The organism is uncultured Campylobacter sp., assembly GCF_905372745.1.
In the GTDB taxonomy this organism is placed as follows: Bacteria; Campylobacterota; Campylobacteria; order Campylobacterales; family Campylobacteraceae; genus Campylobacter_A.
In genome coordinates this window covers 1-24,031 of record NZ_CAJPQR010000035.1, presented here as the reverse complement: position 1 = coordinate 24,031, position 24,031 = coordinate 1, and the positions used below count along the sequence as shown (strand labels likewise).

Sequence of the window (24,031 nt, the reverse complement as noted above, 5' to 3'; positions counted from 1 at the left end):
AATGAATTATTAGATGAAGCATGTCTTTGGTCGGATTTTTTAGAACTAAATAATTTTAATGAAATATATAGATACGGCTCATCTGTTTTAGATTTAACTCAAAATGAAGACGTAATATTTTCTAATATACATAGCAAACACCGCAATGTTATAAGAAGGGCGCAAAAAGAGAATGTTCAAATATTAGAAGACACCAGCGAGCAGGGGGTATATGATTTTCAGAAGATTACTATCGAAACGTACGCCAGATCAAATAAGCCATCCTTAAAAGTTGAGTATTTATTAAAGTATTTTTTTGCGCTAAACAAAACAAATAGAATAAAAGTTTTTTTTGCAAAACACGGCGGTATTATTCAGGCTGGAGCAATTTTTATAATTTCTGACAATATGTCTATATATTGGCATGGTGGTTCTATAAATAATTGTATTTTGGGATCTTCAAATTTGTTGCAATGGGAGGCAATAAGATATTTTAAGAAAAACGGTATTGCTCGGTACGATTTTGGCGGTTGCTCTTTTGGTGAAGATGAGAAGTCAATAAGTATCAATAGATTTAAAGATAGATTTGGTGGCGAATTACGATATTATTTTGGTGGAATGCTTGTTTATAGACCATTCCTAAATGCAATATTTCGGGCAATACTTTGGCTTAAGAATAAAATATAATTGGTTGATTTAAATGAAACAAATTTTAATAACCTGCGATACCGAGGTCGGCGAACTGCACGCAAATAGAGCCGATGCGTTTGAGATTTTTATAAAAGGCGAGATCGGCGGCGGCACGGAAGTCGGCGTAAAGCTCATAAACGATTTAGCAAACAAATATGGCGGCGTGGTGGAGCATTTTGTGGACGTATATCCGTATGAAAGATATGGCGAGGATAAATTTAAAAGGCTGTGTCGCCAAATCGTTAAGAGCGGACACGGCGTAAATTTACATACCCATCCGTCCGGAAAATACGATAAAAATAGAAAATTTATGCGCCAATATAGCTTAGACGAGCAAATAGAAATTATAAATTTCGGTAAGCAAAAGATAAAAGAGTGGATAGGCACGGACGTTATAGCTCACAGAGCGGGAGGATACGGCGCAAACGACGACACGCTAAGAGCTCTTAGGATAAACGATATTTTTATAGATAGCTCGTTTTTTTATAAAAATATAAATTGCGCTATAAACTATGACTACGTAAATAAAACTAGCAAAAAATGCGGCGTTTTGCAGTTGCCCGTTAGCGTTTACGAAAAACAAAAGCGCTACGGTGTTTTAAAAACCAAAAGCGTTTTTCAAAAATTTGATTTTAGATACGGCTCTAGCGCGGATGAAATATTAAGAGCGATTGATTTAATGCCCAAAGATTGCGTAATAACGCTTTTTTTACATAGTTTTAATTTTTTAAATTTGAAATATAATTTTAAAAGCGGGCAGTATGTCGATATAAGCATAAACGAAGGTTTAATAGGCGAGTACAAAAAACTTTTAGAAAAAATCGCGGATAATAAAGAGTGTAAATTTACGTCGATAAAAGATTTAAATTTAAGCTCTTTAAGCTGCTGGGACTATGTGTCAAAGATTAGCGTAAATGCCGACATACTAAAGCCCGCAATGGATAAATTTAGGCTAAAATTTATGCAGATAGGCAATATATGACGAAAATACTTTATCTAAGGACGCTTTATTGGTTTGGGCTAAAAGCGGGCGGTTCGGTGGGGCACACGGCAGGCGTTATAAACGCTATGGATAAAAAGGTGCAGCTAAGCGTCGTTTCAAACGACGAACTTTGGGGGGTTAATAAAGAAGTGACCATCGTAAAGCCTATAAAATTTCCTTTTATCCCAAAAGACGTTCTTGAGTTTTTTTATAATTTTAAAATAATAAAGCATTGCGCCGATTTGGAGGTTGATGCGATATATCAGAGATATAGCGGATTTAGCTTTTGCGGGGCGTATATCGCAAAGAGAAAAAATATACCGTTTGTTTTAGAGTTTAATTCGTCCGACGTTTGGAAAATTAAAAATTGGAAAAATAACGATACTCTTTTTAAGCGAGCTTTTAAGACTATTTACTACAAAATTTTTAAGTTACCTATCGTTTGCGCGATAGAAAGTTATAATCTAAAAAATGCAAAATGCATAGTTGCGGTATCGGAGGCGTTAAAAGATATCCTTTTAAATTTAGGCGTAGACGAGGGCAAAATAATCGTAAATCCAAACGGAATAGACGAAAATAAATATAATCCGCAGGTAAGCTGCGAGGGCGTAAAACAAAAATACGGTCTTGAAAATAAAATCGTAATCGGCTTTATAGGGACATTTGGTCAGTGGCACGGAGCCGAAAATATAGCGTACGCTTACGGCAAACTGCTGAAAAAATATCCCGAATACAAAGAAAAAACCAAGCTTTTTATGATAGGCGACGGCATCAGGATGCCAATCGTAAAAAAACATATTTTGGAATTTGATTTGCAAGAAAACGTCGTATTAACCGGCCTTATCCCGCAAGAACAAGGAGCTAATTTTCTAAGCGCGTGCGATATCTTGGTTAATGCCACCGTCCCAAATCCCGATGAAAGCGAGTTTTTCGGCAGTCCTACCAAGCTGTTTGAATACATGGCTATGGGTAAAGCCGTAATATGCAGCGATATGGCTCAGATGTCTGAAATTTTGGAGCACGGCAAAACCGCCTATATGGTAAAACCGGGATGCGTAGACGCGCTAGAAGCCGCCATGAAGGCGCTAATAGACGATGCTTCGCTAAGGGCGTCTATTAGCGCAAACGCCGCAAAAGAAGCCCTACGAAAGTATACGTGGGACAGGCACGTGGATAAAATTTTAGAGGCCGTGAATAATGGGTAAAATTTTTTATTATCTTAAAAAAGCCAAGTCGATGCCGCCCGATGCGTTGTGCGCGAAAATCGCCAATAAAATTTTAAATTTAACTAAAAATAAAATCCAAAAATTGCGCGATATATCCGGCGATACCCGTATCAAATTTAACGTTTCGCCGGTACGAATAAGCTACATAAATTTATGCGAACTCGACGTTTCAAATATAAATTTAGACGTCGCTAGATATCTGTCTAAAATGTACCTGGAGCATAAATTCGACTTACTCGGCAGCGGGTGGGTAAAAAATAGCTATGATAGCGCGGCACTCGGGCTTGAGGGCTACAAATACGATATGAATGCCGCGACGCCTGCGAGCGCGCTAGAGGGCTACGAGCCGATCGATTGGCAAAAGGATTTTAAAAGCGGCTTTCGGTGGAGCGAAAAAAAATGGTACAAAGATCAGCGCATAGCCCATAAACCGGGCAGCGATATAAAGGTGCCGTGGGAGCTTGCGAGGTTTCAGCACTTGCCGCAGCTTGCTATTTTTGCGATGGCGGATCCGAGTTTAAAAGAGCAAAATTTAAAAGAATTTAAAAACCAAATTTTAGATTTTATCAGCAATAATCCGCCTAGAATAGGCGTAAATTGGACCTGCACGATGGATGTTGGCATCAGAGTTGCCAACATGCTGGCAGCTTACGATATGCTTTGTCAGATTGATGAGGGCAGAATTTTAGATGCGGATTTCAAGCAAACCTTTTCAAATAGCGTCTACGAGCATGCGCTCCATATCGTGAATAATCTAGAATATTCGCCGCATCTTACGTCAAATCACTATCTAAGCGACATCGCGGGTTTGCTATTTGCGTGCGCGTATCTAGACGGCGGCGGCGAGACGGACGCGTGGCTGGCGTTTGCCGTGCAAGAAATAATTAGCGAAATGAAAAAGGAATTTTACGAAGACGGCGGAAATTTTGAGAGTTCTACGAGCTACCACCGCCTAAGTGGCGAGCTAATGGCGTATAGCACGGCTTTGATACTGGGTCTAAAAAGCGAAAAAATTTCATCTTTGCAAAATTACGATGCAAAGCTTTGGCGCAAAAAACCGAAACTTTTACCGCCTGATGAGCAGGAATTTAAAATTTTAAACGGTCAAATAGCGCTGCCGCAGTGGTTCGTGGATAGACTGTATAAAATCGGCAGATTTACCGCGGACATCATAAAGCCAAACGGCGAAGTGCCGCAATTTGGCGATAACGACAGCGGCAGGTTTTTTAAATTTAGCCCAAACGGCGAGTTTTTGAGCAATGAACAAGCCGCGCAAAAATATCTAAATTTAAGCGGCTTTGAGGGCGGTAATGAGCCGTTTTGGGATGAAAATATCTTAAATCACTCCGCGCTAATTAGTTGCATGGGCGGGATTTTTGACGATGAGATATTTAAAAACGGTTTTTGCTTTGAGAGAAGTTTTATCCGCTCGCTTGCCGGTCGCAAGCTGCAAGCGATCGATAAAACGTATAAAAGCCAGGTCGCTTCGGGTGTGAAATTTAGCGAACTACCGTACCGAAAAAGCGTGGAATTTAAAATTACGAGTTCGCAAGAGATCAAAAATATATTTTATCCGGACAGCGGAATTTTTATCTTTAAATCCAGTAAATTTTACCTCGCCCTCTGCGCTACGCCGCTTGGACAGAATGGCCACGGCGGACATACGCATAACGATAAGCTGGGCTACGAGCTGTGGATAGAGGGGCGCGACATAGCGAGAGATCCAGGCACCTATCTTTATACGCCGCTTCCTGGCAGACGAAACGAATTTAGAAGCATTAGGGCGCACAACGCGCCGATCGTGGAAGATCTGGAGCAAAATAGTTGGGGCGAGGGGATAGCGGGATTATTCGGTATGCTCGCCGAGTGTAGGTGTTTCGTAACGGACTTTGGAGAAAATTTTATAAGTCTCGCTGCCGAATACAAAGGCATAAAAATTATGAGGAAATTTGAGATAAAAGAGGATAGATTGGTGGTTACCGATACGGCAAACAGGGAATTTTATTATAGTAAATTTGAGCTATACTCAAACGGATACGGGAAGCTTACGAAAAATGTCTAAAAAAATACTATGGTGCGGAAATTCGTATTACGGTTCGCCGTTTAAAGTCGGTTGTAATTATTACAGCGAACTGCTAGCTAAGGAGGGAAACAAAGTTTTATTTATCGCGCCTCCCGTTTCGCCGTTTCATGATAAAAATAATGAAGCCATCAGACTCGCTCAGTCAAAAAAAGGCGTACATAAAATTTTTGAAAACTATTTTATATACACTCCGTTTGCGCTTATTCCGCCGTTTAAAAAGTTACCTTCCGTTTTTTATCAGGTTATAAAAATGTGGTATATTTTTACTCTACCGAACTTTAAAAAAACGCTTAAAAATTTTAATTTTTTAAACGTGGATGTTTTAGTTATAGATAATTTTGCATTTTTGCCTATAACGGATATCGTGAAATATAATAAACTAATCGTTAGAGTTACCGATAGATTAAACGGCTTTGACGTAGGCACGGCTGCTATCAAAGCAGAGGAGCATCTGATAAAAAAAGCCGATAAAACGATATATACGTCATCTAGCCTTAAAAGCTATATAGAGAAATTTAACAAAAACTGCTTTTATGTCCCAAACGGGGTTGATTTTAACAAATTTCAAAAAAAGTACGATAAGCCCGAATTTTTTTATGAGATTAAAAGCCCAGTTGCCGTTTATGTTGGCGCTATCGAGAACTGGTTTGATTTTGATTTACTAGATTATGTTGCTAGCGAGCTAACCGATGTGCATTTTTTAATAATCGGAACCGTAAAATTTAAACCTAAAAATTTTGAGCAAATAAAATCCAGAAAAAACATTACCTTTTACGGAAAGGTCGATAATGATGCGGTGGCTCCTTTTTTGAAATTTGCAGACGTCGGCATAATCCCGTTTAGGTTAGATATGGATTTGGTTCACTCTATAAGTCCGTTAAAGTTATACGAATACTCGGCGGCCGGACTTTATACGGTAGCTACTAAATGGCAAGAGCTAGAGCAGCTAAATAGCCCTGCTTTGTTAGCTGATTCAAAAGAGGATTTTGCGGCGTGCGTAAAAAAAGCCGTAGCCTTAAAGCAAATAGGCGGGAGCGAAATCGTAAAATTTGCAAAGGATAACGATTGGGAAGAAAAAATACGACTTATTATTTAAAATTTGATATAATTTTATTTGAAATATCATTAATTTTAAACTATAAGGTGAAACTAGGACGGCTATGCGTAAAAAAATAGCAATCGACTTTCGCATGCACAAAGCATCCGGAATAGGTACGTATATAAAGGGTTTGCTGCCGTTTTTAACGGAGAAATTCGAGGTTATTTTGCTAGGTACGCAGGCCGAGATAAGAGAGTACGCATGGAGTAAAAACGTTAAAATTTTAGAGTGCGGGCGGGAAATTTACTCTTTGGACGAGCAGATTTGTTTGCCGGTAAAGATTCCCGAGTGTGATATTTTTTGGTCTCCTCACTACAATATCCCTATCTTGCCCATAAGGGCGAAATTTAGAGCGGTTACCATTCATGATGCGTTTCATTTGGCTTTTTACGATAGCTTAAATTTTATACAAAAGATATATGCCAAGATGATTTTTAATCAAGCTTTAAGCAGAAGCGACGTCGTCTTTAGCGTTTCGGAGTTTTCAAGAAGCGAGATATTAAAATATACGAAAACGGATAAAAATATTTTTGTCGTACCAAACGCTATAGACGAGGGACGTTTTAATAACCGCTACGATAGCGCCGTTTTGGAGGCGGCGGCAAGAGAATATAGACTTCCGGAAAATTTTATTTTATTCGTAGGAAACGTAAAACCTCACAAAAATTTGAAAAATTTATTGTTCGCGCTAGAAAAGACGGAGTTAAATTTGGTGATAGTGGGAAAAAGAGACGGCTTTATAACTAGCGATAGCTATATTTTGGAGATTATCGAGAAAAATAATCTCGCAGAGCGTATATTTTTTACCGGCTATGTTAAGGACGCCGACATCGCGGCTATTTATAATCTAGCAAAATTATTCGTCTTTCCGTCTTTATACGAGGGGTTTGGTATCCCGCCGCTTGAGGCGCAAGCCTGCGGTTGTCCGGTAGTGTGCTCAAACGCCGCTAGCCTACCCGAAGTTTGCGGGGATAGCGTTTTGTATTTCGATCCGCATAACGTAGAAGATATAAGAAGTAAGATACAAGCCGTTTTAAACGATGAAAATTTACGAAACGAACTTTGCGTTAAGGGTTTTGAAAATATTAAGCGATTTAGCTGGGGGCGCTCGGCTAAACAAATCATAGAAATAATGGAAAAACTAAGATAAGGAGCCGTAAATGATAGACAGAAGCCTAAACTACGGACGACATATAATAGCTGATTTTGCCGCTAAAATAGGGCATTATGAAACCGTGCTGGATATCGGCGCGGGTAAGGGCGATGATTTGGCGATATATAAAAGTAAATGTGGGGACGCTAGGCTTTTGGCTTTAGAAGGGTACGAGCCAAATGTCGCAAAGCTAGCCGCAAGAGGCATCGAGGTCTTTTCGCACGATCTTGAGCGAGATAAATTTCCCTTCGAGGATGAGAGTCTGGATCTTATAAGCGCAAATCAAATTCTAGAGCACGTCAAGGAGATATTTTGGATATTTCACGAGATAGCTCGTACGCTAAAAGCAGGCGGACATTTTGTGCTAGCGGTTCCGAATTTAGCCAGCCTTCACAACAGAGCCTTGCTGCTACTAGGCAGGCAGCCTACGTCTATACAAAATCACTCCGCACACGTTAGAGGTTATACTAAGCCCGATTTGATGCGGTTTTTAAAAATTTGGGGCGGTTTTGAGCTGGTAGATTTTCAAGGAAGCAACTTTTATCCGTTTCCGCCATGCATCGCAAAGCCGCTAGCTAGGGCGTTTCCCCAGGCTGCTTGGAGTATCTTTTTGCTGCTTAAAAAGACAAAAGAATATGAAGTCGAGTTTATAAAATGGCCGATTGAAAAATCGCTGGAAACTAATTTTTATCTGGGCGAAAAATGAAAAAAGCACTAATCCACGACTGGTTTAGCACCTACGCAGGCGCAGAAAAATGCGTCGAGAGTTTCACGAATGTTTGGGACGATTTTGAAATTTACGGCCTTATTGACTTTTTAAGCGATGCCGACCGAGATAAAATTTTAAAAGGCAAGCGAGCGCATACGAGCTTTATTGGGAAGTTGCCCTTTGCAAAGAGCAAATACCGCAACTACTTGCCGCTATTTCCGCTTGCGATCGAGCAGTTTGATCTAAGCGGCTACGACGTCGTGCTATCTAGCTCGCATGCCGTCGCAAAGGGGGTGCTAACGCACTCTAACCAGCTTCACATTGCCTATGTGCACACGCCGATCCGCTACGCATGGGATCTGTATCATCAGTACTTGCGCGAAAGCGGGCTTGACCGCGGTTTAAAGGGCGTGCTGGCGAAGTATTTTTTGCATAAAATTCGCATTTGGGACGCCGCCAGCGCAAACCGCGTAGATCATTACGTGGCAAATAGCCGCTACATCGCGCGCCGTATAGAAAAAGTCTACGGCAAGCCTAGCGACGTCATCTATCCGCCCGTAGACGTGGATAAATTTACGCTGCGCGAAGCCAAAGAGGAGTTTTATCTAACCGCCTCGCGAATGGTGCCTTATAAAAAGATCGATCTCATAGTTGAGGCGTTTTCGCAGACGGATAAAAAGCTAGTAGTCGTCGGCGACGGGCCCGATATGGCTAAAATCAAATCAAAAGCAGGTAAAAACGTCGAGCTTTTGGGTTTTGCGGACGATGAGACGATGAGGGATCTCATGGGGCGGGCTAAGGCGTTTGTTTTTGCCGCCGAGGAGGACTTCGGTATCACGCCCGTAGAAGCGCAAGCATGCGGTACGCCCGTGATCTGCTTTGGTCGTGGCGGCGCTCGCGAGACGGTGATTGACGGCGAGAGCGGGTTATATTTTATGGAGCAAAACGTAAAAGAGCTGCTTGACGCGGTGGCTAAATTTGAGCAAAATCGCGATAAATTCGAACCCGTAAAAATCAGGGAAAATTCGCTAAGATTTTCGCGCGCGCGCTTTGAGGCAGAGATCAAAAGCTACGTCGAGAAAAAATACGAAAAATTTAAAGAAAAAATAAAATAGTCGCCGCCAAACGCAAAATTTGCGCTGCGCGTATCTGGATGGAAAAATGAAAAAATATCTTTGTAAAGCGATACTTCTTTTGGTCGATCTTTTGGCTATTTGGGTGTCTTTTGGTATAGCAGTCGAGCTTAAAAATTTATTTTACGGCGACCACGTGCTACTTGATATATCCAAATATCAGGGCTTTGGCATCGCTTATGCCTTGATGATAGCCTTGTTTTTTTATCAGGGGATTTACGCTAGGAGGTATGATTTTTGGCACGAGTGCGCCATAGCGGTAAAGAGCTGTTTTTTTGGGCTTTTGCTTACTTTAGCTGCGCTTGCCTTGCTAAAGATAAATTATGATTTTTCAAGAGCTAGCTTGATTTTGGGCTTTGGTTTTATGATTTTTATTATCCCGGCTTTTAAATTTATAGCTAAAATTTCACTTTTTAAACTCGGCTTTTGGAAAAAGAAGGCTAAAATTTTAGGCGAGAGCGAGGAATTTGAGCTGGCGATCTTTGACGATAAATACCTCGGTTATATTCGCGCGCAGGCTGATTATGAGTCGCTTTTTATAGGCGGCAGCGGCATGGGCGCGCGCGAGCTAAACGAGCTAATAGAGCAAAATATCAAGGAAAATAAAGAGATTTTATTTACGCCCGTGCTTAGAGGTTACGATTTTACGCAGGCTCATATTTACAACCTATTTAACTCCCGCACGAGCCTTTTTGCGATACACAACTCTTTGCAGAGTAAATTTAACATCGCGCTAAAAAGAGGGCTTGATATATTTTTGATAGTTATGGCTTTGCCGCTTTTGATTCCTGTTTTTTGCGCGGTCGCGGTCGCTATGAAGATAAGCGAACCAAGAGACAAGATATTTTTCTCGCATCAAAGGATGGGGCTAAACGGCAAGCTGTTTGGGTGTCTTAAATTTCGCTCAATGAGAGAAAACGGGGCTGAAATTTTAAAAGAATACCTTGAAAAAAATCCGCAAGAAGTAGAGTATTTTGAAAAATTTCATAAATACGAAAACGATCCGCGCGTAACCAAACTCGGAAATTTCCTCAGAAAAAGCTCTCTTGACGAGCTGCCTCAACTAATCAACGTCCTAAAAGGCGAAATGAGTATCGTAGGCCCTCGCCCGTGCGCGCAGTACGAGCGCAAGGATATGGGGCGATACGCCGAGCTAATCTTGGCGGTTTTGCCGGGGATTACCGGCATCTGGCAGGTTAGCGGCAGGAGCGACGTAGACTTTGAGACGAGGGCGCAGATGGATGCGTGGTATATGAAAAACTGGTGCATCTGGAACGATATCGTGATAATCATAAAGACCTTTAAGGTTGTTTTAATGCGTAAAGGCGCAAGCTGATCAAACTAAGCGGCTAGCTGCGATGAGGTGCGGTCAGAGGGCAAAATTTCACCGTGGCGCGGATCTATAAATTGCGGTAGGAAGTTAAAATTTAGCTACGTCTAGGTTTCGCGGCAACGATAAATTCGGCGTATATCGCCGCTGTCCGTCTCGCCCAAATCTCTATAAAAATGCTTTTGGCCTAACTTAAAATACCCGCAAGGGTAAGCTTTGTCCAAAATTTTAATCCAAGCGTAAATTTTGCCTTACCGCCTAAAGCTCATTTGCGGTTAAATTTACGCTCTAGCTTTGACTTAGCTCGGCGATTTTGGTTACGGTCGTAGAGGTAAAAGCGGCAAACGAGAGCTGTGCCGTAAATTAGGTTATCTAAACCGCTTTGCAAAGCTCTGTAAAAAGTAAATTTTATCTTACCAAAATGCCTGCTGGGCTAGAGATGAAGGTAAAATCTAACTAAGGTGCGGCAAAATCCATAACTTTAAGGCGTTTATTTACTTATTTTTTGGACGAATTTGACGAATATATACCGAAAATGACGCTAAATTTGCGCCCTTGCGCGTTTTGGTATGTTTTTGGAATTATCTTTAGCATAAAACGCCGCACTTAATAAACCGCTTTGATAAAGCGTTGAGGCGGCTTTTGTTTTTGCTTAAATTGCGGCGCATCAAATTTGCATGATAAATTAAAAACGCAGATTAAATTTAAAAACCGAGATATTTAAGGAAAGTAAGAAGTCGGAATTTCTTCCGACTTTGGGTTTTATAGTTTGCCGCCTTCGATGACGAGAGATTCCGGATTTACACTATCGCCGTAGATCGGTTTTAGCGTAGCGTCGTAGTCTTTGTGGAAGAAATTTTCCTTGCCTAGCTCAATGATCTCGTTATTTAGCCACTCAAGTAGAGCTTTGTTGCCTTTTTTGACAGCAGGCGCGATGACGTCCACATCGCCTAGGGCTTCGATACCGACGGTAAAGCCTGGATTTTCTTTAGCCCACGCAAAAAGCAGCGCGTTATCGTGTGCTAGCGCTACGCCTCTTTTATCGACCAGGGCGGCGAAGGTTTCCGTGTTTTGGTCGTATTTTATAAGCTCGATGTCAGGGTGATTTTTCGTGAAATACGCATCCGCGGTCGTGCCTTTATTGACGATTAGTTTTTTGCCTTTTAGCTCGTCCACGCTTTTTATTACCGCGCCGTCCGGGCTAACTACGCCAAGTGATACTTTCATATACGGAAGCGCAAAATCAACGACTCTGGCGCGCTCAGGGGTTTTGGTGAAATTTGCCAAAGTTATGTCGACCTTGTCGGCTACTAGCACTTCTACGCGGCCCGCCGCCTCTACGAGCTCAAATTTAACCTTGCTCTCGTCGCCTAGCAGATCCTTTGCGATGCGTTTGGCGAAGTATATGTCGTAGCCTTGGTTTTTGCCCTCTTTATCGACGTAGCCAAACGGCGGTTTGTCGCTAAAGACGCCCACGCGCACGTATCCGCGCTCCTTGATTTTAGCCAAAGCGTCCGCTTCGGCAGCCTGCAAATTAGCCTGACCCGTTAGAAAGACGGCGGCGAATGTTGCCAAAAATGAAAACAGAAGTTTTCTCATTCTTTCTCCTTTAAAATAAAGTGCGTGAAATATACAAAATCTTGGCTAAAATGCGGCTAAATTTGCGGATTTTAAAAGTAAGCGCGTGCCGAAAATTCAAAAATGGGTAAATTTGCAAATTTAAGTTATTTGATTATCGGTGCGAGATATAATCTTAAAAAAATTAAAGGAAAAACAATGAAAAAAATCGTTTTAGCTGCGGTCGTTGTCGGGCTATCCTCTTTGAATTTGGCCGGCACAGACGAGGATATAGCTAAATTTGAAGCCGGATGTAATGCTGGTATAGCGCAAGATTGCACGCGAGCCGGAGCATATTATTCAGATAAAAGCAGCCGAAGTAAAAATACCGACAAGCAAGCAAGAGAAATATCGGTAAAATTCTTAGAGAAGGCTTGCGAATTAAAAGATGGTAACGGTTGTTTGATTTTAGGAAGTACTTATATAGTTATATTTGAGGATAACGAAAAGGCTAAATTTTATACTGAAAAATCGTGTGATATGGATTACGGGGAGGGTTGTGAGGCCCTTGGACTACGGTATGAAAATGGAACCTACGGCTTTGAAGTAGATAAAAAGAAAGCAAAATATTTTTATAAAAAAGCTTGCAAACTAGGCGCCAAATGGAGCTGCAAGTATGAGCAAGCGCTTTAAAACGCTTTGAACGGAGAGGGTCAAATTTGTGCGCGGATTTTGGGATAGATTTGCTAGCAAGAGTTAGGCTTGATTTTACCGCGTAAAATTTAAAAGAAATTTGGTTGAATAAATTTATCCTGTCCGTTTTACTAAATTTGACGAAAATGCCAAAAAGGGTGCGATTTATAAAGCTAAATTTTAAAAACGAGCGGCAAGATTTTAACCGTAAGTCTTTAAATTTGATTTAAAAAAGCAAATCAATACAGCAAAATCCTCAAATTTAACACTCAAAACATCAAATTTTAAAAGCCCAAATTTGAAAACGCCGATTTTAAAATCCTAAAACGAAAACAAATTTAAAAATTTCTTCGCGCGTTCGCTTTTTGGATGCGTGAAAAACGCCTCGGGCTCGCTCTCCTCGACGATTTTGCCCTCATCCATAAAGACGATACGATTTGCCACCGAGCGCGCAAAGCCCATCTCGTGAGTCACGATTAGCATCGTCATGCCATCTTTTGCGAGGTTTATGACGACGTCTAGCACCTCGCGCACGATCTCGGGATCCAGCGAGGCCGTTATCTCGTCAAATAGCATGATCTCGGGCCTCATGCAAAGCGCGCGTACGATAGCGATACGCTGCTTTTGTCCGCCGCTAAGTTCCTTTGGATAGGCGTATTTTTTGTGTTTTAGGCCGACTTTTTCCAGCCACGCCTCGGCTTCTTTTTCGACCTCTTCGCGGCTTCTTTTTTGCGCTTTTACCGGGCCTAGCACGATGTTTTCGATGACGTTCATATGGTCAAACAGCTCGTAGTTTTGAAAAACCATGCCCACTTTTTGGCGGATTTTGATCCAGTCTTTATAGTCCTTATCGATCTTTTCGCCGGCTATCTCTATCTGTCCGCCGTCAAAGGGCTCAAGGCCGTTTATGCAGCGCAGAGTCGTGCTCTTGCCGCAGCCCGAGGGCCCTAGAATCACGACTACTTCGCCGTTTTTGACGCTAAGGTCGATGCCTTTTAGCACCTGCAAGTCGCCGTAAGATTTTCTTAAATTTGAGAGTTTTAAAATTTCGCTCATTTGATTCCTTATGCCCATCTGTTTTCAAGTATCTTGGATAGTTTTGAGATAGGATAGCAGACGAGAAAATATAATAAAAATATAAAGCCGTATATCCAAAACGGCACTGTCGGATTTGCCGTTAGGCTCGCGGTCTCGATCGTTTGCTGGCCGACTTTTAGCAGGTCGGGTACGCCGATGAGGGCGACGATCGGGGTGGTTTTGATGATACGACTTAGTAAATTTACGCCGGCAGGCACTAGGCGGCGCGTGGCTAGCGGGATCACGACGTAAAGATAAATTTGAGCCTTGCTAAGTGCCAGAGCCGCTGCGCTTTCAAACTGATGCCGCGGTATCGAGACGATCGCGCCGCGCACGATATCCATCATCTCAAACACGCCCCACAAGCTAAATACGATGAGCGAGGCGTTAAATTTGGAAATATCAAGCCCAAATGCCTTGCTCGCGCCGTAGTAAAACAAAAATAGCCAGACGATTTGAGGCATTATGCGTACGATTTCTAGGCAAATTTTTAGCGTGAAAAAGATAAATTTGTTTTTTGAGCTCATAGCCACGCCCAAAAACGTGCCTAAAACTAGAGAGATCGCGATCGAGACGGCCGAAATCTGCACGCTCATCCACAGCCCCTCGAAAATCAGCCGCTTTAAAACTAGTGGGTCGAATAAAATACTAACTCCGTCCAACTCTCATCCTTTTTTCTAGCCAAAATAACACCAAAGATATCGGCAAAATGATAATCAAATAGCTAACTACGAGCATAAAAAGCGCCTCGTCGGTCATATAGTAAAGCCCGATGATATCCTTAGTCACGTAGACTAGGTCAGGCAGGGCGATGATGCTGATGACCGAGGTTTCTTTGATGAGAAAGATAACGTTAGCGGCGACCGCGGGAATCGAGACGCTAAAGGCCTGAGGCAGGATAACGTAGCGTAAAATTTGCCCCTGCGTGAGCGCGACGCTAAGCGCGGCCTCGATCTGCGTCTTTTTCACCGCCTCAAAGCCGAGCCTAAAGCTCTCCGCCATATAGCTGCCGCCTAGAAACGCAAGTCCCGCGATCGCGCAGGTAAAGGCGCTCAAATTTAACCCGAATTTGCTAAGTCCGTAGTAGAGGAAAAAAAGCTGTATAAGCAGCGGCGTGTTTCTAGAAACCTCGATGTAGCCGTTTACGATAGGCGTTAGGAATTTGACCTTGTAAAATTTAACCAGCGTGCAAAATATGCCGATAATAAGCGAGAGCAAGATGCCGTAAAGCGAGAGCTTGACGGTAAAAATGCCCGCTTTTACGAACATCGGCGTAAATTCTTTTATAAACTCAAAATCCATAAATTTTTTAGCTTCTTTTTGATAATTTCGCGAGATTGTAGCGAAAGCAAACTAAATTTAAAACTAATTTTGTATGATTTATTTTAAAATTTAAGCTTGCAAAAGGTATCATAACCCCTAAATTTTGATAGAAATTATTTAAATAAAGGACGAATTTGAGAGCGTTTGCAGAGTGGGAAAAACAAGAGCTTATATTTTTATCGCTGCCGCACGAAAACACCGACTGGAAGCCGTATCTAAATGAAATTTTAGACGCCTACGAGAGTCTGGTCGCCGCGATCGTACCGTTTCAAAAGGTCGTTTTGATCTGCCCTAATGAGAGGATTTTTGCGGAGCGATTTGCTAAATTTGATAACGTGGAGTTCGTAAAAATCGACACCGATGATACGTGGATACGCGACTACGGCATGATAGACGTGCAGGACGGCGCGAAAATCGTCAGCTATGATTTCAAATTTAACGCTTGGGGCGGCAAATTTGAAAGCTCGAAAGATAATGCCGTAAATTTAGAGCTAGCTAAGCGTTTTAAAAGCGATTTGCGAAGTATCGATCTCGTGCTTGAGGGCGGCAGTATCGATTTTAACGGGCGCGGCACGCTGCTAACGACTGAGAAGTGCCTACTAAACAACAACCGCAACTCTCATCTAAACAAAGAGCAGATCGAGGCGCGGCTTAAGGAGCTTTTTGGTCTTGGGCGCGTAGTGTGGCTTAAAAACGGCTTTATAAAAGGCGACGACACCGACAGTCACGTCGATACTCTGGCGCGTTTTATCGATCCTGATACCATCGCATACGCCTCATGCGACGATCCAAACGACGAGCATTTTAGCGAGCTTGCCGCGATGAAAAAAGAGCTTGAAAGCACGGGCTTTAAGCTCGTGCCGCTGCCGCTTCCTAAGGCCAAATTTTACGGCGGCAAGAGGCTTGGCTGCACGTATGCGAATTTTATCTTTATAAACGGCGCCGTTATCGTTCCGACGTACAATGATGACAACGATAAAATCGCGCTTAAGAGGCTAGCGCAGGAGCTACCTAATCATAAGATAATCGGCGTGGATTCGCTTGTTTTCGTACGTCAAAATGGCTCGCTACATTGTTCCTCACAGAATAGATTTGCAGGCGCAAGAAGCGAAAGCGAAATCTAAATGCAATTAAATAATGCCGGCATAAAAAGGCAAAATGAAATTTTAGGCCGCAGAGCCGTGATGGTCGCGGGCGCGACGGCGTTTGCGCTAGCTGTGGTTAAATTTGCCGCGGGTTTGATCGGCGGTTCGGTGGCGGTGCTCAGCTCGGCGATCGATTCGATGCTTGACCTGCTAGTTTCCGCGCTAAATTTCTTCGCCATCCGTAAATCCCAGGCTGCGCCCAATGCTAAATTTAACTTCGGCTACACCAAGCTAGAAGCGCTTGCGGCGATGTTTGAGGGCGTTTTGATCGTGGCTGCCGGCGCGTTTATATTTTACGAGAGCGTGCGTAAGCTACAAACGGAGCAAACGCCCGTAGATACGGCTTTTTCGCTCTATGCGATGGCGCTATCGGTCGCGGTTACGGGGCTGCTGGTCGTCTACCTCTCCCGCGTCGCTCGCCGCACGAAAAATTTGATCGTTAGAGCCGATGCTCTGCACTATAAAAGTGACCTTTTTAGCAACCTAGCCGTTATCGCCTCGCTTATCTTGGTCGAATTTACGGGGTTTGCCGCGATAGACGCCGTTTTTGGTATAGTGATTAGCGGCTACATCGCCGTTAGCGCGATAAATTTGATGAAAGAAAGCGTAGGCGTGCTGCTTGACCGAGCGCTAGAGCCCGAAATAACGGCGCAAATCGAAGAGATAATCCGCTCGCGCCCTCAGATAGCAAGCTATCACGGCCTAGCTACCAGAAAGAGCGCAAACATCTGCTACGTCGCGGTTCATCTAGTCTTTAACCGCGAAATTTCGCTTTACGACGCGCACAAAATTTCAGACGAGATAGAAGCCGATATTAGGGCTAAATACGGCGAGTTTGAATGGCAGATCACGACGCACCTTGATCCGTGCGACGATCAAAACGGCTCGTGCGAATGCTAAATCAAAGGAAAAATATGAAAATTTTATTCGTTTGCCACGGAAATATCTGCCGCTCGACTATGGCGCAGTCCGTTATGCAGAATTTGAGCAAAAATGCAGGTCTGGCAGAGCGCCTTAGTATCGACTCGCGCGCCACTCACGAGGACGAGATAGGCGAGCCGCCGTACTACGAGACGGTGCGGGTTTTGAAGCAAAACGGCGTGCCCGTGACGCCTCATAAAGCGACCTTGATAACGCAAAAGGATTTTGATAGCAGCGATCTTATCTTGATAATGGACGATGAAAATTTAAGGACTTTGAGGCGCAAATTCGGCGCTGAGGCTAAATTTGACGAAAAAGTAAAATTCCTACTCGAATTTAGCGAGGCCTCAAGCGGTAAAATAATCGCCGATCCATACTACACCCGCGATTTTGAGCGGTGCTACGATGACGTTTCGCGCTCTTGCGCGGGCTTGCTTGAAAGGCTAAAGCAAATTTTATAAGCGGCTGGCGCGGCAAAATTTACTCGCCCGACTAGCCGTTCAAGCCCTAATTTATCCCCGCTTTGATATAATTTTGAAATTTTAAATCGTAAGGAAAAATATGAAAGTAGCGCTAATCCAACAAAAATTTCACGGCACCAAAGACGCGACCGTGCAAAGGACGCTCGAGCTCGTGCGCGAAGCTAGCGGCGGCGGGGCGGAGCTCGTGGTGCTGCAGGAGCTACACCAGACGCAGTATTTTTGCCAGAGCGAGGAGACGAGGTTTTTTGATCTTGCTGAGGGCTGGGAAAACGACGTCAAATTTTGGGGCGAGGTAGCGCGTCAAAACGGCGTCGTGCTCGTTACTTCGCTCTTTGAAAAGCGCGCGGACGGGCTGTATCACAACACCGCGTTCGTCTTCGAAAAAGACGGCAGCGTCGCGGGCAAATACCGCAAAATGCACATCCCAGACGACCCTGGCTTTTACGAGAAATTTTACTTCACTCCGGGCGACACCTGCTTTGAGCCGATCGATACGAGCGTAGGTAGGCTCGGACTTTTGGTGTGCTGGGATCAGTGGTATCCCGAGGCTGCGCGTCTCATGGCCCTGCGCGGCGCGAAGCTACTCATCTATCCGACCGCGATCGGCTGGTTCGAGAGCGACGAGGAGGAGGAAAAATCGCGCCAGCTAGAAGCCTGGGTCGCCGTGCAGCGCGGACATGCGGTCGCAAACGGCCTGCCCGTGATTGCCGTAAACCGCGTGGGCTTTGAAAATGACGAGAGCGGCGTGATGGACGGGATCAAATTTTGGGGCAACAGCTTTGTTTTCGGAGCGCAGGGCGAGGAGCTTTTCCGCGCCGATAGCCAGAGCGAGCTGTGCCGCATCGTCGAGATTGATATGACCAGAAGCGAGGAAGTGCGCAGGATTTGGCCGTTTTTGAGAGATAGGCGCATCGACGCATATGCAAATTTAACAAAAAGATTTATTGATTAAGGCTTGTCTTTTTGCCCTATACTTCGTTACTTTTAAATTTGGCTCGGTCATTACCTACATGGTAACTCCCGTCGCCAAATTTAAAAGTGCCTCGTCTAAACGCAAAAATACTTCGCCTTATTTTTACGGCTTGTCTCGCGAGCGCTTTTCCGAGATTTTTGCTTCGTTGCACTCGCAACTGCAAGCAGAACGCAAAATTTTCGCTCCGCAGGCTATATGACTAGCGCACGCTCAATTTTGCTTCTTCTGTTTATAGCTGCGAGCTTGTGAAGCAGAAAACTCGAAAAATCATCTCGCGACACTTCGCCTTATCATTTTACGTTCAAATTTGAGCCGCCGAGACCTGCCACTTGACGGCACTAAATTTAACTCTGCCGTAAATTTAAAACGTGCGACGCGATAGCGCCAAATAAACCTGCGCAAAGCGCAGTAACTTCTCACGTGCAGTGGGGTAGGTGGGGGTTTCTGCGTCGCTGCGCTAGCAGCTGCAAGCAGACGGGGGCGGGTCTGCTTCTGGCAGCTCTCAAAGAGAGTGCAAGCACAAGGCGAGTGCATAGCACGACGCAAAGGAAGGCGACGCTCTACTTTAGCTTCACTACGTTCGCTACCGTCGCCCTATGGGCTTGAGACCGCTTCGCTCGTAGCTGCTAGCAGAGCGCCATTCAAGCCCCCACCCCATTTACAATAAAGCAAAAAACAATCTCAAATGGTTATTTTTTGCGCAAAGAAGCTCGGCCCGAAACACTAAATTTGACTAAATCAAATTTAGCATCTTAAAGCTGCGGGTTTGCGCAAGTGAAATTTACAAATTTTCCGTCCTTTAAAACAACCGATTTATCAAAAAATCAGCCGAATTTAATTAATATTGCGAAATCGAAACAAAAATCAGGATAAAAAATGAACGAAAATTTGATAGCTTATGCTGCGGCGTATCTGCTAGGCGGTATCCCCTCGGGCGTGATTTTGGCTTATATCTTCGGTGGAGTGAATATCAGAAGCGAAGGTAGCGGCAGTATCGGCGCGACCAATGTCTTGCGCGTGCTAAAGCAAAAAGACCCCAAACTTGCTAAAAAAATCGCGATTTTAACCGTCGTTTGCGACGTTTTAAAGGGCGTTTTGCCGATACTGATCGCGAAATTTTTAGGCCTTGCTCCTGCGACGCTTTGGGCGATGGCGGTACTTTCGGTGCTCGGACACTGCTATTCGCCGTTTTTAAAATTTGAAGGCGGAAAGGGCATAGCCACGGGTGCGGGCGTTTTGGCGGTATTTTTGCCTCTTGAGATCGTTACCGCGCTTGGGGTTTGGTTTGTCGTGGGCAAACTGCTTAAAATCTCTTCGCTTGCCTCACTAGCCGCGCTTGCGGCTTTTATCGCAGCGACTTTTGCGTTGCAGCCGCAGATCCCTGGCATCGACTCCTATGCGCCGATATTTTTGATCGCGTTTTTGGTCGTTTACAAGCACCTGCCAAACATCAAACGCCTGATAACCGGGCAGGAAAAGCGCGTCATTTGACGACGATTATCAAAGATTACGAATTTAGCACGATCATCGGGCTGCTTGATTTTGAGCGCGCGACGCCGCAGAAGGTAAGGGTAAGCGCGGAATTTGAGAGCGGCGAGTTTATAGACTATGTGGAAATGATAAATTTTATCGAGGAAATTTACGCGCGGGAGAAATTCGGTACCGTGGAGAGCTCGCTTGAAATTTGCGCGAAAAAGTTGAAGGAAAAATTTAGCTCGCTTAGCTTTTTAAAAATGGAAATTTTAAAAATAGAGATCGTCAAAAATGCTACGGTAGGCGCAAGGGCTGAGTTTAAATATTAAATTTTTTTTAAAGTATCTTGAAATTTCGCTTAATTTATGATACAATCGCGTCAAATTTCATAGAAGGAAAAAAATGAGAATTTTAATAGTTGAAGATGAGGTAACTCTAAACAAAACCATCGCCGAGGGCTTGCAAGAGTTTGGTTATCAAACCGACAGCTCGGAGAATTTCAAGGATGCCGAGTATTATATCGGTATTAGAAATTACGACTTGGTTTTAACCGACTGGATGCTGCCTGACGGAGACGGCGTGGATCTGATCAACATCATCAAACATAAATCTCCGCGCACCGCCGTCGTCGTAATATCGGCAAAAGACGATAAAGAAAACGAAGTAAAAGCCTTTAGAATCGGCGCGGATGATTACATCAAAAAGCCGTTTGATTTTGACGTCTTGGTCGCCAGGATAGAGGCTCGCTTGCGTTTTGGCGGTACTAACGTCATCAAAATAGACGACCTTATCATCGATCCGGACGAAGAAAAAATCACCTACCTAGGCCAAGATATCGAGCTAAAAGGCAAACCGTTTGAAGTATTAACTCACCTTGCGCGTCACAGCGATCAGATCGTTAGTAAAGAGCAGCTGCTAGATGCGATCTGGGAGGAGCCTGAGCTAGTAACTCCAAACGTAATCGAAGTGGCGATAAATCAAATCCGCCAAAAAATGGATAAGCCGCTAAACATCTCGACTATCGAGACGGTCAGAAGACGCGGGTATAGATTTTGCTTTCCCAAAAAAGCCTAAGACTTAGGTTTATAGCGCAATTAGCATCGGCTTCTACGATGCTAATTCTCATCATCTCAGTCCTTTTATATCAGTATATTAAGGTTACGATTTACGAAAACATCTCCCAATCGCTCGCTTACGAAGCTAAAATTTTATCTACGAGCGCGAATTTAGCCAGACTTAAAAATCCTTTCGAGTATTCCACGCTAAACGATAGCCCCACGCGCGTTAAGCTTGTAAAAGGCGAAACAAAAGCGCCTTATTTTATAACCGAAAGTCTGGGCAAAAAGAGCTATCTAACCCTGTTTTATCCCTATACGCAAGATGATAGTATCGCGCTAACTAAAGAAACTACGCAGCAAAGCAAGCTCATAAATCAAATTTTAATCGATATCATCGTCGTAAACGCCACTTCTATTTTGCTGGTGCTTTTTTATGCGCTATTTTTGTCGCGTATGCTTCTGGTGCCGATTAAAATTTTAAGCAAAAAAATGACGAATTTAAACGAGAGATTTTTGCAGGCGATTAGCCTTGAGGAGCTACCGCCGGAGTTTAAGCCGCTAGGCAAAAGCTTAAACCGCCTAATCGAGCGGATTCAGACTTTCGTACTTTATCAAAAGGAGCTATTCGTCGGCGTCGCGCACGAGTTAAAAACTCCGCTTGCGGTAATGAAAACCAAAAACGAAGTCACGCTAATAAAGCCGCGCGAGAGCGAAAAATATATAGAAACGCTCAACAATAACAACGAAGCCATCGATCAGATGAATAAAATGATCGGGTCTATTTTGGAGATCGGGCGGCAGGAGGGCGCACAGTTTGAGGAGGCCGTACCTACCGACGTCATCGCGTTTTTGAAGCAGTCGGCGAATAATTTTAAAATTTTAGCCCGCGGCGAGAGCAAGGATATAGCGACCCAGTTTGCGCCCTCTAGCCTAAAAATGACGCTTCAAACGACGCTTTTGACGCATGTTATCCAAAATTTCGTTCAAAATGCGATCAAATTTTCCCCCGCCGGCTCGGTCGTTACGCTACGATCTTTCCTAAACGACGGCGAGTTTATGATTGAGGTTGTAGACGAGGGCTGCGGTATCGACGAGAGTAAGGATCTTTTTGCGCCGTTTAAGCGCTTCGGCGATAAAAGCGGAGCTGGACTCGGGCTATTTTTGGCCAAGGGCGCGGCTCAGGCTCTAGGCGGAACCGTATCTATCAAAAACCGTACGGACGGCCGTAGCGGCGCCGTTTCGAGCTTGCGGCTACCGATAAATAAAACAAACAAAGGCAGATAAATGGCAAAACGAACCGCCGTCATAGACTTAGGCTCAAATTCGATGCGAATGGTGATATTTGACAAAAGCTCGCGTTATGCTTTTAGCGTCGTGGGCGAGTTTAAGATGAAGGTGCGCCTTGGCGAGGGCGCTTACGAAAACGGCGGCGCGATCGGCGAGAGGTCTATGCAAAAGGCTTTTGAGGCTTTTAGCGAATTTAAAAATATCGCCAAGGCCTACAAATGCGCAAAAATCTTTGCTATGGGCACCTCGGCTCTGCGCGACGCGCCTAATGCGGGCGAGCTAATATCGCTCGTGTGCCGCGAGCTAGGACTAAATTTAAAGGTCGTTAGCGGCAAAGACGAGGCGGTTTACGGCGGCGTGGCGGCGCTAAATTTGCTTGAGCCGCTAGAGGAGTTCGTCACGCTTGATATCGGCGGAGGCTCGGCGGAGCTAGCGCTTGTTAGCGGCGGCAAGATAATAGACGCCGCGTCTTTAAATTTAGGCACGGTGCGGCTAAAGGAGCTATTTTTTGACAAAAAAAATCTAAGCGCCGCGCAGCCGTTTATCAAAGACGCGCTAAAAAGCTTGCCTAAAAATTTCAAAAGCAAAAACCTAGTCGCCATCGGCGGCAGCTTGCGCGCGATATCTTCAGCGATAATGTCGTCGCAAAACTACCCTCTAAAAACGGTGCATAATTTTGCTTATAAACTGCAAAATCACAAGAATTTTATCGAGAGCATCTCACAAGCAAGCGTACTGGAACTTGGAAAATTCGGCATCAAAAAAGATCGCTTCGATACGATCAGAGAGGGCGCGCTCATCTTTTTAAGCGCGGCCGAGGCTTTAGGCGCGCAAAATATCTACACTAGCGGCGCGGGCTTTAGAGAGGGCGTATTTTTAAGCGATATTTTGCGTCCGACTCGAAAATTTCCGCCTAATTTTAACCCGAGCGTGAGGAGTTTGCAGGATAGGTTTTTACTCGGCGATAATAAAACTATCGTAAAATACGCTAAAGATATTTTTGCCGCGCTAGAGCCGCTGCATGAGCTTGGCGGGCGATACGAGAGCGAGCTGGCGGTCGCGGCTAAGCTGCATGACGTGGCGCAGTGCTTGGGATTTTACGGTGAGCACGCTAGCTCGGCGTTTTTCGTGCTAAACGCGCTAAACTACGGCTTTTCGCATGCGCAAAAATGCCTCATAGCCGCAATCATCGCTCAAAACGGTAAAAAAAGCTCGAGCGAATTTGAGCGGTTTAAAGATCTGCTACCTAGCGAAAGCGTTGTGCGCTGGTTAAGCTTCATCCTAGCTTTAGCCAAAAACCTAGATGTAAACCGCGCGCACAAAAAGCTAGAGTTTGAGTTTATAAATCATACTTTGCAAATTTACGGCGCTAAGGAGCTGTTTATGGCGAAGGAAAATATCAAAAAGATGACTAAGCCGGATACTTTTGCGATCTGTTTTGCGTGAGTTAGGAATTTCCTAGCTCACTAGATACTGTAATAATCTTTATGTCAAATTCTTCTATTTCTACTAATATTTTTTTAACTATTTCTTTTGCTTTGGTCTCTATATCCTCATCGTTAAAATTCTCTATCTCTGATTTATTAATTTTGTAGATCTCCTTTCCTTTGTTCTTGTTAATATTAATATTTAGTATTTTGCTCAACTTATCTATTTTT

At 43.8% G+C, this 24,031-nt stretch carries 24 protein-coding genes; 19 read left to right on the top strand and 5 right to left on the bottom strand.

What is annotated here, in order from left to right; all coding sequences use genetic code 11:
• From QZ157_RS08945 to QZ157_RS08905, 9 genes are all read left to right on the top strand, one after another.
• Positions 1-666, top strand: a 666-nt coding sequence (locus QZ157_RS08945) for a peptidoglycan bridge formation glycyltransferase FemA/FemB family protein (RefSeq protein WP_295144616.1), incomplete at its 5' end; no start/stop codon positions are given.
• Positions 667-679: 13 nt separating this feature from the next.
• Complete coding sequence (locus QZ157_RS08940) at positions 680-1,651, top strand: hypothetical protein (RefSeq protein ID WP_295144615.1); 972 nt, start codon at positions 680-682, stop codon at positions 1,649-1,651.
• On the top strand, positions 1,648-2,856 hold the full coding sequence (locus tag QZ157_RS08935) for a glycosyltransferase family 4 protein (RefSeq protein WP_295144613.1): 1,209 nt from the start codon (positions 1,648-1,650) through the stop codon (positions 2,854-2,856). Before QZ157_RS08940 ends, QZ157_RS08935 begins: the two co-directional genes overlap by 4 nt.
• Positions 2,849-4,939, top strand: a complete 2,091-nt coding sequence (locus QZ157_RS08930) for an alginate lyase family protein (protein WP_295144610.1) — start codon at positions 2,849-2,851, stop codon at positions 4,937-4,939. The genes QZ157_RS08935 and QZ157_RS08930 overlap by 8 nt, the downstream gene beginning before the upstream one ends.
• Entirely contained in the window at positions 4,932-6,056 is a 1,125-nt protein-coding gene (locus QZ157_RS08925; protein WP_295144607.1) for a glycosyltransferase, read from the top strand. Before QZ157_RS08930 ends, QZ157_RS08925 begins: the two co-directional genes overlap by 8 nt.
• A gap of 64 nt (positions 6,057-6,120) precedes the next feature.
• A complete protein-coding gene (locus QZ157_RS08920) occupies positions 6,121-7,209 on the top strand; it encodes a glycosyltransferase family 1 protein (protein WP_295144604.1) in 1,089 nt (362 codons plus the stop codon).
• A 10-nt stretch (positions 7,210-7,219) separates the two neighbouring features.
• Complete coding sequence (locus QZ157_RS08915) at positions 7,220-7,918, top strand: methyltransferase domain-containing protein (protein WP_295144601.1); 699 nt, start codon at positions 7,220-7,222, stop codon at positions 7,916-7,918.
• Positions 7,915-9,036: a glycosyltransferase family 4 protein gene (locus QZ157_RS08910; protein ID WP_295144599.1), complete on the top strand. Its 1,122-nt coding sequence runs from the start codon at positions 7,915-7,917 to the stop codon at positions 9,034-9,036. Before QZ157_RS08915 ends, QZ157_RS08910 begins: the two co-directional genes overlap by 4 nt.
• Before the next feature lie 46 nt (positions 9,037-9,082).
• On the top strand, positions 9,083-10,390 hold the full coding sequence (locus QZ157_RS08905; protein ID WP_295144597.1) for a sugar transferase: 1,308 nt from the start codon (positions 9,083-9,085) through the stop codon (positions 10,388-10,390).
• Between the two features lie 756 nt (positions 10,391-11,146).
• Here QZ157_RS08905 and QZ157_RS08900 read toward each other — a convergent pair.
• Positions 11,147-11,983 carry a cysteine ABC transporter substrate-binding protein gene (locus QZ157_RS08900; RefSeq protein WP_295144594.1) on the bottom strand — a complete coding sequence of 279 codons (837 nt, stop codon included), beginning with the start codon at positions 11,981-11,983 and terminating at the stop codon, positions 11,147-11,149.
• A gap of 177 nt (positions 11,984-12,160) precedes the next feature.
• On the opposite strand from QZ157_RS08900, the gene QZ157_RS08895 reads away from it, so the two are divergent.
• On the top strand, positions 12,161-12,634 hold the full coding sequence (locus tag QZ157_RS08895) for a hypothetical protein (RefSeq protein ID WP_295144592.1): 474 nt from the start codon (positions 12,161-12,163) through the stop codon (positions 12,632-12,634).
• 321 nt (positions 12,635-12,955) lie between these two features.
• Here the strand turns inward: QZ157_RS08895 and QZ157_RS08890 are convergent, their stop codons facing one another.
• Genes QZ157_RS08890 through QZ157_RS08880 form a run of 3 tightly spaced genes read right to left on the bottom strand, consistent with a single transcriptional unit; the run spans position 12,956 to position 15,013 of the window.
• Positions 12,956-13,690 carry an amino acid ABC transporter ATP-binding protein gene (locus QZ157_RS08890; protein ID WP_295144590.1) on the bottom strand — a complete coding sequence of 245 codons (735 nt, stop codon included), beginning with the start codon at positions 13,688-13,690 and terminating at the stop codon, positions 12,956-12,958.
• A gap of 8 nt (positions 13,691-13,698) precedes the next feature.
• Positions 13,699-14,373 (bottom strand): amino acid ABC transporter permease, encoded by a 675-nt coding sequence (locus QZ157_RS08885; protein ID WP_295144587.1) that lies wholly within the window; start codon positions 14,371-14,373, stop codon positions 13,699-13,701.
• Complete coding sequence (locus tag QZ157_RS08880; protein ID WP_295144585.1) at positions 14,360-15,013, bottom strand: amino acid ABC transporter permease; 654 nt, start codon at positions 15,011-15,013, stop codon at positions 14,360-14,362. The genes QZ157_RS08885 and QZ157_RS08880 overlap by 14 nt, the downstream gene beginning before the upstream one ends.
• Positions 15,014-15,168: 155 nt before the next feature.
• Here QZ157_RS08880 and QZ157_RS08875 point away from each other — a divergent pair, with 155 nt between their 5' ends.
• From QZ157_RS08875 to QZ157_RS08835, 9 genes are all read left to right on the top strand, one after another.
• Positions 15,169-16,158 carry an agmatine deiminase family protein gene (locus QZ157_RS08875; protein ID WP_295144582.1) on the top strand — a complete coding sequence of 330 codons (990 nt, stop codon included), beginning with the start codon at positions 15,169-15,171 and terminating at the stop codon, positions 16,156-16,158.
• Entirely contained in the window at positions 16,159-17,079 is a 921-nt protein-coding gene (locus tag QZ157_RS08870) for a cation diffusion facilitator family transporter (RefSeq protein ID WP_295144580.1), read from the top strand.
• Between the two features lie 14 nt (positions 17,080-17,093).
• The gene (locus tag QZ157_RS08865; RefSeq protein WP_295144577.1) at positions 17,094-17,561 is read left to right on the top strand and encodes a low molecular weight protein-tyrosine-phosphatase; all 468 of its coding nucleotides are present in this window, start codon (positions 17,094-17,096) and stop codon (positions 17,559-17,561) included.
• Between the two features lie 100 nt (positions 17,562-17,661).
• Complete coding sequence (locus tag QZ157_RS08860) at positions 17,662-18,534, top strand: carbon-nitrogen hydrolase (RefSeq protein ID WP_295144574.1); 873 nt, start codon at positions 17,662-17,664, stop codon at positions 18,532-18,534.
• A gap of 897 nt (positions 18,535-19,431) precedes the next feature.
• The gene (plsY, locus tag QZ157_RS08855; protein ID WP_295144572.1) at positions 19,432-20,046 is read left to right on the top strand and encodes a glycerol-3-phosphate 1-O-acyltransferase PlsY; all 615 of its coding nucleotides are present in this window, start codon (positions 19,432-19,434) and stop codon (positions 20,044-20,046) included.
• Positions 20,043-20,357, top strand: a complete 315-nt coding sequence (locus tag QZ157_RS08850; RefSeq protein WP_295144571.1) for a dihydroneopterin aldolase — start codon at positions 20,043-20,045, stop codon at positions 20,355-20,357. Before plsY ends, QZ157_RS08850 begins: the two co-directional genes overlap by 4 nt.
• A 73-nt stretch (positions 20,358-20,430) precedes the next feature.
• A complete protein-coding gene (hsrA, locus tag QZ157_RS08845) occupies positions 20,431-21,102 on the top strand; it encodes a homeostatic response regulator transcription factor HsrA (RefSeq protein WP_295144569.1) in 672 nt (223 codons plus the stop codon).
• A gap of 38 nt (positions 21,103-21,140) precedes the next feature.
• The gene (locus tag QZ157_RS08840) at positions 21,141-22,370 is read left to right on the top strand and encodes a HAMP domain-containing sensor histidine kinase (RefSeq protein WP_295144566.1); all 1,230 of its coding nucleotides are present in this window, start codon (positions 21,141-21,143) and stop codon (positions 22,368-22,370) included.
• On the top strand, positions 22,371-23,819 hold the full coding sequence (locus tag QZ157_RS08835; RefSeq protein ID WP_295144563.1) for a Ppx/GppA phosphatase family protein: 1,449 nt from the start codon (positions 22,371-22,373) through the stop codon (positions 23,817-23,819). It begins immediately after the preceding gene.
• Between the two features lies 1 nt (position 23,820).
• Here the strand turns inward: QZ157_RS08835 and QZ157_RS08830 are convergent.
• A partial coding sequence (locus QZ157_RS08830) for a hypothetical protein (protein ID WP_295144560.1) occupies positions 23,821-24,031 on the bottom strand: 211 nt, incomplete at its 5' end.

Bases quoted from the DNA above. Each gene is read 5' to 3' on its own strand.
- QZ157_RS08860 (WP_295144574.1), top strand. From the start codon at position 17,662: ATGAAAGTAGCGCTAATCCAACAAAAATTTCACGGCACCAAAGACGCG.
- QZ157_RS08895 (WP_295144592.1), top strand. From the start codon at position 12,161: ATGAAAAAAATCGTTTTAGCTGCGGTCGTTGTCGGGCTATCCTCTTTG.
- QZ157_RS08905 (WP_295144597.1), top strand. From the start codon at position 9,083: ATGAAAAAATATCTTTGTAAAGCGATACTTCTTTTGGTCGATCTTTTG.
- QZ157_RS08940 (WP_295144615.1), top strand. From the start codon at position 680: ATGAAACAAATTTTAATAACCTGCGATACCGAGGTCGGCGAACTGCAC.
- plsY (WP_295144572.1), top strand. From the start codon at position 19,432: ATGAACGAAAATTTGATAGCTTATGCTGCGGCGTATCTGCTAGGCGGT.
- QZ157_RS08835 (WP_295144563.1), top strand. From the start codon at position 22,371: ATGGCAAAACGAACCGCCGTCATAGACTTAGGCTCAAATTCGATGCGA.
- QZ157_RS08900 (WP_295144594.1), bottom strand. From the start codon at position 11,983: ATGAGAAAACTTCTGTTTTCATTTTTGGCAACATTCGCCGCCGTCTTT.
- QZ157_RS08910 (WP_295144599.1), top strand. From the start codon at position 7,915: ATGAAAAAAGCACTAATCCACGACTGGTTTAGCACCTACGCAGGCGCA.
- hsrA (WP_295144569.1), top strand. From the start codon at position 20,431: ATGAGAATTTTAATAGTTGAAGATGAGGTAACTCTAAACAAAACCATC.
- QZ157_RS08840 (WP_295144566.1), top strand. From the start codon at position 21,141: ATGCTAATTCTCATCATCTCAGTCCTTTTATATCAGTATATTAAGGTT.
- QZ157_RS08915 (WP_295144601.1), top strand. From the start codon at position 7,220: ATGATAGACAGAAGCCTAAACTACGGACGACATATAATAGCTGATTTT.
- QZ157_RS08935 (WP_295144613.1), top strand. From the start codon at position 1,648: ATGACGAAAATACTTTATCTAAGGACGCTTTATTGGTTTGGGCTAAAA.
- QZ157_RS08920 (WP_295144604.1), top strand. From the start codon at position 6,121: ATGCGTAAAAAAATAGCAATCGACTTTCGCATGCACAAAGCATCCGGA.
- QZ157_RS08925 (WP_295144607.1), top strand. From the start codon at position 4,932: ATGTCTAAAAAAATACTATGGTGCGGAAATTCGTATTACGGTTCGCCG.
- QZ157_RS08880 (WP_295144585.1), bottom strand. From the start codon at position 15,013: ATGGATTTTGAGTTTATAAAAGAATTTACGCCGATGTTCGTAAAAGCG.
- QZ157_RS08930 (WP_295144610.1), top strand. From the start codon at position 2,849: ATGGGTAAAATTTTTTATTATCTTAAAAAAGCCAAGTCGATGCCGCCC.
- QZ157_RS08870 (WP_295144580.1), top strand. From the start codon at position 16,159: ATGCAATTAAATAATGCCGGCATAAAAAGGCAAAATGAAATTTTAGGC.
- QZ157_RS08890 (WP_295144590.1), bottom strand. From the start codon at position 13,690: ATGAGCGAAATTTTAAAACTCTCAAATTTAAGAAAATCTTACGGCGAC.
- QZ157_RS08865 (WP_295144577.1), top strand. From the start codon at position 17,094: ATGAAAATTTTATTCGTTTGCCACGGAAATATCTGCCGCTCGACTATG.